The 8,163-nt window shown below is 51.7% G+C and carries 6 protein-coding genes; 2 read left to right on the top strand and 4 right to left on the bottom strand.

The window, feature by feature from the left end; all coding sequences use genetic code 11:
• The first annotated feature begins 594 nt into the window (after nucleotides 1-594).
• Both CX650_RS00195 and CX650_RS00190 read left to right on the top strand, forming a co-directional pair.
• Nucleotides 595-2,415, top strand: a complete 1,821-nt coding sequence (locus tag CX650_RS00195; protein ID WP_044733394.1) for a M14 family metallopeptidase — start codon at nucleotides 595-597, stop codon at nucleotides 2,413-2,415.
• Nucleotides 2,416-2,447: 32 nt separating this feature from the next.
• Complete coding sequence (locus CX650_RS00190; RefSeq protein ID WP_044733395.1) at nucleotides 2,448-2,864, top strand: GFA family protein; 417 nt, start codon at nucleotides 2,448-2,450, stop codon at nucleotides 2,862-2,864.
• A gap of 75 nt (nucleotides 2,865-2,939) precedes the next feature.
• Here CX650_RS00190 and CX650_RS00185 read toward each other — a convergent pair whose 3' ends face one another.
• The 4 genes from CX650_RS00185 to fdh3B all read right to left on the bottom strand — a co-directional run bounded on the left by CX650_RS00185 (nucleotide 2,940) and on the right by fdh3B (nucleotide 8,153).
• Complete coding sequence (locus CX650_RS00185) at nucleotides 2,940-4,277, bottom strand: coproporphyrinogen III oxidase family protein (protein ID WP_025010617.1); 1,338 nt, start codon at nucleotides 4,275-4,277, stop codon at nucleotides 2,940-2,942.
• A gap of 257 nt (nucleotides 4,278-4,534) precedes the next feature.
• On the bottom strand, nucleotides 4,535-6,121 hold the full coding sequence (locus tag CX650_RS00180; protein ID WP_101094686.1) for a methyl-accepting chemotaxis protein: 1,587 nt from the start codon (nucleotides 6,119-6,121) through the stop codon (nucleotides 4,535-4,537).
• A 428-nt stretch (nucleotides 6,122-6,549) separates the two neighbouring features.
• Nucleotides 6,550-7,530 (bottom strand): formate dehydrogenase subunit gamma, encoded by a 981-nt coding sequence (locus CX650_RS00175; RefSeq protein ID WP_044733397.1) that lies wholly within the window; start codon nucleotides 7,528-7,530, stop codon nucleotides 6,550-6,552.
• A 53-nt stretch (nucleotides 7,531-7,583) separates the two neighbouring features.
• A complete protein-coding gene (gene fdh3B / locus CX650_RS00170; protein WP_025010615.1) occupies nucleotides 7,584-8,153 on the bottom strand; it encodes a formate dehydrogenase FDH3 subunit beta in 570 nt (189 codons plus the stop codon).
• Nucleotides 8,154-8,163: the final 10 nt, after the last annotated feature.

Genomic DNA, 8,163 nt, shown 5'->3' with positions numbered 1-8,163 from the left:
TCATCTGTGGATTAAGGGCAAGGCAGATCAGATCATGACCAACCGTAAAAGTTCAATTTAAAGTGGGATCCCGCCCTGCCTCTGCCGCAGAAGCGCACCCCAGGGGTAAAGCCACTGCCGAAACTATCAATATATTGGATAAGCCTCTCATCAACACTGTTCTCCAAGAATAAAACAACTTAATCAGAAATTATTAATGTGAACGCCAAAAGCACTATTGATAATTTAAATGGCTGCCACATTAAAGCACTACTTTACTTATATAATTTATTTATCCAGCAGCTAATAAAAACTGGTATAAATATAAAATTCTTTTTTAATTAACTCAGTTAGGAAATTACAACACAGAAAATAACTTAAAAAGCGAGATTGGGTATTTATTCAGACTGGATTGCAAATATGTAAATTACTGCCCTTGAGTGCCGTTTTTTGACATTACTTTGACAAAACAAAATTTAGGGAGGTGCAGTTTGCTTTCATTGCTATAACCACAACAGAAAGGGAGAGTCACTCCGGGTGACTTGCAGGGCTCGGCAAATTGGTGAAAGATAGAGCGCTTCAACAATAACAATTATCCTGTACCCGGAGCCTTTCATGCGCATGCTGTCCCTGCTCTGGCTCGCTGTCGCGACGTTACCCGGCGCCGCTCTTGCCGAACCAGCCACCCAAGCCAACACCTATATCAATGATGCCATTTTGCCGCCGCTCAAACCCTGGAGTGGTGCCAGCGAGGCCTTAATGCGTGCAGCCGACGACGGCTGGGCCACGCCTTTTGAGCAATCCGGCGGTATTGAAAGCCCAAGCTATCAGCAGACCTTTGCCTGGCTGGATAGGCTGATGACCCAAAGCAACAAGCTTAACAAGGTGAGCCTGGGCAAGAGCCCCCAGGGGCGGGATATCTGGATGATAGTGGCCAGCGCCGAAGGTGCCGCCACTCCGGCACAGCTGAGACGCAACCACAAGCCCAATGTTCTGGTGCAAGCCGGGATCCACTCGGGTGAAATTGACGGCAAAGATGCCGGCATGATGTTATTGCGGGATATCATAGTCGGCGACAAGGCCGAGCTGTTGGAACAGGTCAACCTGCTGTTTGTGCCGATTTTCAGTGTCGATGCGCACGAGCGCTCCAGCCAAAGCAACCGAGTTAACCAACGCGGCCCTCTGAACATGGGCTGGCGAACCACCAGCCAAAACATCAACCTCAATCGTGACTACGCCAAGGCCGACAGCATGGAGATGCAACACATGCTGACCGCCATCAACGACTGGCAGCCGCAGCTGTATATCGATGTGCATGTCACCGACGGTATCGACTACCAATATGATGTGACCTTTGGTTACAACCTGTCTCAGGGGCTGAGCCCCGCAGGCTACAACTGGCTGCAGCAGGAATATCGCCCGGCGATAGAACAGGCGCTGACCCAGGCAGGTCATATCCCGGGGCCTCTGGTCTTCGCCTTGGACAATACCGATTTGAGCAAGGGCATGTCACTGTGGAATGCCTCGGCCCGCTACTCCAACGGTTACGGCGATGCCAGACACCTGCCGACCATATTGATTGAAAACCACAGCCTCAAGCCGTTTCGACAACGGGTACTGGGCACTTATGTAATGCTGGAGCAAACCCTCAAGACTGTGGGGGCCAAAGCGACCAAGCTGCGCGCAGCGATAGAGAAAGACAAGTACCGCTATCCACGGCTGGTGACCCTGACCTGGAAGTCACAAAAGCAGCAGCAGGGCTGGGATTTCAAAGGCATAGACTATCAACTGGAACAGAGCCCTGTTTCGGGCAAACAAGTGGTGCGCTGGACCGGCGAGCCCAAGCTTTATCCCAACCTGCCGGTAATAGGCAACACAGAGGCGGATATCCGGGTCAGCCGCCCGGCCGCTTACTATATTCCGCCCCAGTGGCAGGAGGCGATTGCCAAACTATCGCTGCACGGCATTCGTATGAGCCGCCTGGAGCAACCTCAAACACTGAAGCTGCAGCAGTATCGCCTCAGCGAACCCCAGTTTGCCGCCAGTGACTATGAAGGCCGCCAGAGAGTCAGTGCCAAAGCCAAACTGGAAAAGGTTGAACTCACCTTGCCCGCCGGTACCGTCAAAATAAGCACTGAGCAGCCGCTTGGCGATCTGGCGATGATACTGCTGGAGCCGCAATCGCCCGACTCACTGCTGCAGTGGGGCCTGTTCAACACCATATTCACCCGCACCGAGTATATTGAGGACTACGCGGTTGAACCTTTGGCACAACAGATGCTGGCCAACTCCAAAGCGCTCCAGGCCGAATTTGACCAGGCGCTCAAAGACCCGGCCTTTGCCGCCGATGCCAAGGCCAGGTTGCGTTGGTTCTACGAGCGCAGCCCTTATTATGACAAGGCTTACCAGGCTTATCCCGTCTATCGCGCCAGATAGGCCCTGACAATAAGCTATCCAGGAGTCGAGCGATGAAGCAGCAGGATGAGTTACAGGGAGGCTGCCTGTGCGGCGCCATACGTTATCACCTCGAGGGTGAACCGTTCGATGCCGACCACTGTTACTGCAGTCAATGCCGTAAGAGCACAGGGGCTCTGGTGGGCAGTTGGATGGACTTCAAGCTGGAGCAACTCACTTGGCAGGGTGAAGCCGTGCGGGAATACGCCTCTTCGGCCAAGGTCCGCCGCGGCTTTTGCCCAAACTGTGGCACCAGCCTGAGTTATCGCAGTCTCGACCATCCAGAATTTATCAGCTTGAGTATTGCTTCTTTGGATGACCCAGACAGGGTGGCACCCAGATATCATATCTACTGCGCCAACAAACCCGCCTGGCTGGAGATTAGCGACGACTGCCCCCGTTATCCCGCTAATATCAGTCAAGGCGACTAGCCGTCGGCAGAAGCGTTATTGCGCAATAAAAAATCCGCCCTGTGGCGGATTTTTTGTCATTCATTGAACCAAAGATTACATATCACAAGGCTTCAGCGGCTTACGCAGTTGCGCCCGGACATTATCCATACCGGCATAAAACTCTTTCATCATCAGCAGGCCCATCATCTTGCCGTTGTCTGTAATGATCAGCTCATCCGGGTTGCTGGGATCATTCTTGATGGCGCCAATCAGCTTCATCGAGCTCATCTCTTTGAACAGGGCTGTGTCCAAATTAACGCCGAAGGTGTCGCGGAAATACTTGCGCGACAGACGACCGGAGAACATCCCCAGCAGGAAACGATACTGCATTACATCTTTCTTGCTGTACTGCTTTTGTTGCTCAACACCCATCTTGCCGCTGGCGATCCGCTCCTGATACTTGCGCAGCGAGAAAGTATTCACATGCAGGGTATCGTTGAGGAAACTGAATGAGCCTGAACCCACACCCAGATATTCGTCGTAATCAATAACGTACTCGTCAAAGCCCTCATCGTTGGCCTTACCAAAGGCCCAGGCCGACAACTGGTTGTACTGGCCATTGAGGGTATTGAGGATCATCCGGTACTGGTTGGCCATATCGGCCTGAGGCGCAGCCAATTTTCCTTTGACGCTCTTGCGGGTCTGGTGGGTGATCATCAGGGGATAAGTGGTGATCTGGCGTGGATCTAGTCTGGAAGCCATATCCAAGTCATGCTGGATCACTTCGTCTGTCTGACCGCGGAAACCGAAGATCAAATCGACATTGATAATAGGAAACAGCTCTTTGGCAGCCATGATCTTGTCGAATGTTTGCTGGCCGGTGCCAAACTTTTCCAACCTGTCTGTCATCTTGAGGATGTCATCATTAAAGCTCTGCACCCCGATGGACATGCGGTCAACCAATCCCTTGAGCTGTTTAAAGCCAGGGCTGTCAAGGTGTTGGGGATCCGATTCACAGGAGACTTCCTTGATGGAAGGGAACAGGGTCTTGGCATACTCAATAGTGCGCGCCAGTTCATCTTCCAGCACAGTCGTAGTACCGCCACCTATGTACATGGACTCGAAGTCATAGCCCAACTGCTTGACCATATCCATCTCTTTACGCAGCGCCACAAAATAGGCACGAGCCTTGTCTTCCTTGAACAGGAAGCGGTGGAAGGTACAGTAAGAGCAAAGCGTGTGGCAGAAAGGCACATGGGCATAGAGCATGTATTTCTTGCCCTCTACCGGAGCCGGCATCACATCAGCAGAAATAGTGTCCAGCCTCAGGTTCTTGTCAACATAGTACTGCATCACCCGCTCCATGGCCCCCAGCATCCAGTTGGGTACTGTAATATTGGCTTGGTATGGAGTGACCAGTTGGCGATCGAGAGTTTGGATAATTGATGACATAAGGCTTCCTGTTAGTTTTGCTAATCCTTAGATACCACAAACAGTTAGGTGATTTCCAAGGTACTGCCAGCTGTTTGTAGACTACCTCCTGCACAGGAGTCAAAACGTGAACTGGCTAGAAGTTAACAATACCTATCAGTATCGAGAGTGGCGTTTTGTTAAGCAGATCATGTTTTAGCATTAACGGATGAAAAATCAACCTTTCGAGGGGTGCCTTTACACCAGGCAGCAAAAAGGGGTCCGCAGACCCCTTATTTTCAGCTGAGTTTAAACTGTCTGACCACGCTGGAGAGCTGATCTTTGGCAGCGGCCAGTGCCGCAGTGCTGCCGAGTGTCGCCTTGCCACTCTGATTTAGCTCTTCCACCATTTCGCGAATGACACTGAGGTTGCGGGTAATCTCTTCAGAAACCGAGCTCTGCTCTTCGGCAGCCGTGGCTATCTGGCTACTGAGGCCATTGATATCAAATACATGCTCGGTCAACCCCTGCAAACTTTCGGCCACCAGAGTCGTGGTATCGGCCGTTGCCTGACAGCTCTGGCGGGTACGATTCATGGCATTCACCGCCGAATCGGCTCCCTGACGCAGCTGTTCCAACATATTGTTGATCTCTGAAGTGCTGGCCTGGGTGCGTGCCGCCAACGCCCTGACTTCGTCTGCCACCACAGCAAAGCCACGTCCCTGCTCACCGGCTCGGGCCGCTTCGATGGCCGCATTCAGCGCCAGCAGGTTGGTTTGTTCGGCAATCTCACCTATCACATCCAGCACACCGGCAATTCTACGGGTGCTCTCATCCATCTCGGCAATGGTCTGGGAGGCACTGTCGACTTCGCTGACCAGCGCCATCACATTGTTGGAAGCCTGTTCGACCGCCTGACGGGACTCATCCCCTTGAGCTCTGGCCTTATCGGTCAACTGTGCGGCGGAGGCAGCATCGTTGGCAACCCCTTGAGCAGTAGCGCTCATCTCTTCAACCGCGGTGACTACCTGGTCGGTTTCCAAGGCGTGGGCCTGCAATGCGGCCGAGTTGGACTCAGACTGCACATTGAGCTCACCAACCTGCTGCGCCATATGTTCCGAGGCTTGGGCGATTTCACGGATCATGACTTGTAATCTGTCGCTGAGCTGATCCAGATCGGCCGCCAGAGTGCAGAGTTCATTCTTGCCCTGGATCCCTATCTTGTGGGTCAGGTCGCCGACCGCCAGCTTGGCGACAGATTGTTGGATCCGGCTGACAATGGCCACCAGATGGCGGCTCATAAGGAGTGCCATCAGCAAGGAAGCCACTATGGCAAACAGGATCAGACCGAGCAGAATAGCTTCGGCATTATCCACCTCGGAAACCGTCATCTGCCCCAATTCCTGGTTACGCTCGGTTATCTGCGCCACCAGCAGATTGATCTCGGCACTCACCTCAGGGCCCAGATCTCGTCTTACCGGAGTGAGAAGCGGCTCTGTGCCGGTTCGCTCGGCCAGCGCCAGCTCATCGAAGTAGAGACGGGTGTATCTGTCGATTCCGGGTTTGAGAACGGTGATTCGCGCACCACCATTCTTCATAAAGGCTGTGTCGAATTTACTCAGGCGGGCTATCAGGTCATGCACTCTGTCTTGATGCTGGCGTACCCCTTGAGTGTTGTGCACCAGGGAAGCCAGTCGCAGTTGATAGAACTCTTCGCGGATCCCGGCGAAAGTCTCGGTCAGATTGTTGTTATTCACCAGACGTTCGCTGACGTCATTGAGTTGGAAAAAAGCACGATAAGCAAAGATGCCGATCACTATCAGTAGCACACTGGACAGCAAAGACGGCAGCATGGATAACACACTGGTTCTGGTATTGTTGATCATGATGGTATCTGATTGAATGAAGAAAAAGACTCGTAACTTTGTTACGTTTGTAGAACCATTTTACATATTGGTGATTAAATAAGCAATCCATCATAATGTCATTAAAAATTGAAATAACTCTTAATAAACATGACGTTGTTTTATTTGAATTGCATTTTTTACACTTTGACAGTCAAATCGTTAACTATTTTACGGCTCAAATCAGAAATTTTGTTACAAAAACAGTTAAGCAGCAGAAGAATTAAGCTAAGGATTAAAATAATTTAATGATTAAAAACAGCTAATTAATGCCAATCACTCAAGAAAATGGCACTTTGACCACCTATTTAGAGGTATAAGCGCCATAAATAAAATAATCACCGCTTTATTTTTCATTATTGATAAAAAAGCCGTGTCGACTGACACGGCTTTTTTGCAAAGGGCTGGCCTCAGTCTCTGTATTTCAGAGTACCGTTGGCCTTGATCTCGTCATACCACAGGTTGTGGTGCTGAGTTGCCCAGTTTTCATCACAGTAACCGGAAACCATGCACTCCATACCACCTTCAGACATAACAGTTGCCATAAAGATATGCACTATGGAGAAGGCACAGATGATGATGGCACTGATTGAGTGCAACACCAGAGCTATCAGGCTCAGGGTACGGCTGGGTTCAAACAGGTTGGGGAACAGCAACAACATGCCTGAGGCAGAGATGATCAGTCCAAAGAAGGCAAAGGCCCAGAACCACATCTTCTCACCGGCGTTGGCAAAGCCGGCATCAGGGTGTTTGCCCTTGAAAGGACCGAAGTTGATGTAACCGCCCACGACCATGAACCACTTGACGTCATACATCTTGGGTAACTGGTTCTTGGCCCACAACAGAGTCATCAGCGCCCAGCCGAACATGAAGGGAATCGCCATCACGTCGTGCACTTGTTTGGCACCATTGACCATGGATGCCCAGAAGCCTTCACCCAGATAAGGCTGGAAGAAGAAACGCCCGGCCAACAGCACCAAGCCGGTGAGGATCAGCAGCAAGCAGGGAATCGCCCCCAGCCAGTGAATGCTCACATCAAACTTGGACCAACGATGTACCATCTTGCCGGAGAAACCATGGTGCAGTTTGGAAATACCGTTAACCATGATAAACAGGGCAAAAATGATGATCATGCCGAACAGGGCCAGCATCAACCCGGGGGCCAGCCAGTCGCTGCGCAGTTCCAGTACCCGCAGATCATAGGTGTTGATCGGCTGGTTGTGGAACTGGCTCTGGGACGTGGTGTAACCCGTTGCCCCATCCTTGAGCTGAGCCCAGATCTGGGCGTCGCTCGCTTGTGGTTCCACAGGTGCATCGGCACCATTGGCAAAGCAGACCGCACTAAACAAGAGCGCAATAGCCAAGCCTATGTGTTTGAACCATTTGTTCATATTAACCTCTCTCACCGACCCGGTAGTACCGGGTCGGATATTCGTGCCGTCTGTTACTTCCAGGCGCCGTTTTCGGCACCGCGATAAGCCACACGCTCGCGGTAGATGCCGGAAACCACTTCCGCATCACCGGCCAGCAGGGCCTTGGTTGCACAGAGTTCGGCACACATAGGCAGTTTGCCTTCTGCAATACGGTTGGCACCGTATTTCTGACGCTCGGCATCCGAATGGTTTTCTTCAGGACCACCGGCACAGAAGGTACATTTGTCCATCTTGCCGCGGGAGCCGAAGGCACCTGATTTCGGGAACTGAGGTGCGCCGAATGGGCAGGCATAGAGACAGTAACCACAACCGATACAGGTATCTTTGTTGTGCAGCACTATGCCGTCTTCGGTGCGGTAGAAGCAGTTGGCAGGACACACGGCCATACAAGGCGCGTCGCTGCAATGCATACAAGCCACAGAGATAGAGGCCTCGCCGGGCTGACCATCTTTGATGGTCACTACACGGCGACGTTGGATACCCCACTCGAGAGCGGAGTCGTTTTCGTTTTTACAAGCGGTGACACAGCCATTACATTCAATGCAGCGCTTGGTATCACACAGAAATTTCATTGTAGCCATAGTGGCAATT

Origin of the sequence: Shewanella indica, from assembly GCF_002836975.1 — a bacterium.
In the GTDB taxonomy this organism is placed as follows: Bacteria; Pseudomonadota; Gammaproteobacteria; order Enterobacterales; family Shewanellaceae; genus Shewanella; species Shewanella indica.
This window is presented reverse-complemented; position numbering and strand designations above follow the sequence as displayed.

Excerpts from the sequence above, each read along its gene's own strand:
- CX650_RS00195 (WP_044733394.1), top strand. The coding sequence starts at position 595 with ATGCGCATGCTGTCCCTGCTCTGGCTCGCTGTCGCGACGTTACCCGGC.
- CX650_RS00190 (WP_044733395.1), top strand. The coding sequence starts at position 2,448 with ATGAAGCAGCAGGATGAGTTACAGGGAGGCTGCCTGTGCGGCGCCATA.
- CX650_RS00185 (WP_025010617.1), bottom strand. The coding sequence starts at position 4,277 with ATGTCATCAATTATCCAAACTCTCGATCGCCAACTGGTCACTCCATAC.
- CX650_RS00180 (WP_101094686.1), bottom strand. The coding sequence starts at position 6,121 with ATGATCAACAATACCAGAACCAGTGTGTTATCCATGCTGCCGTCTTTG.
- CX650_RS00175 (WP_044733397.1), bottom strand. The coding sequence starts at position 7,530 with ATGAACAAATGGTTCAAACACATAGGCTTGGCTATTGCGCTCTTGTTT.
- fdh3B (WP_025010615.1), bottom strand. The coding sequence starts at position 8,153 with ATGGCTACAATGAAATTTCTGTGTGATACCAAGCGCTGCATTGAATGT.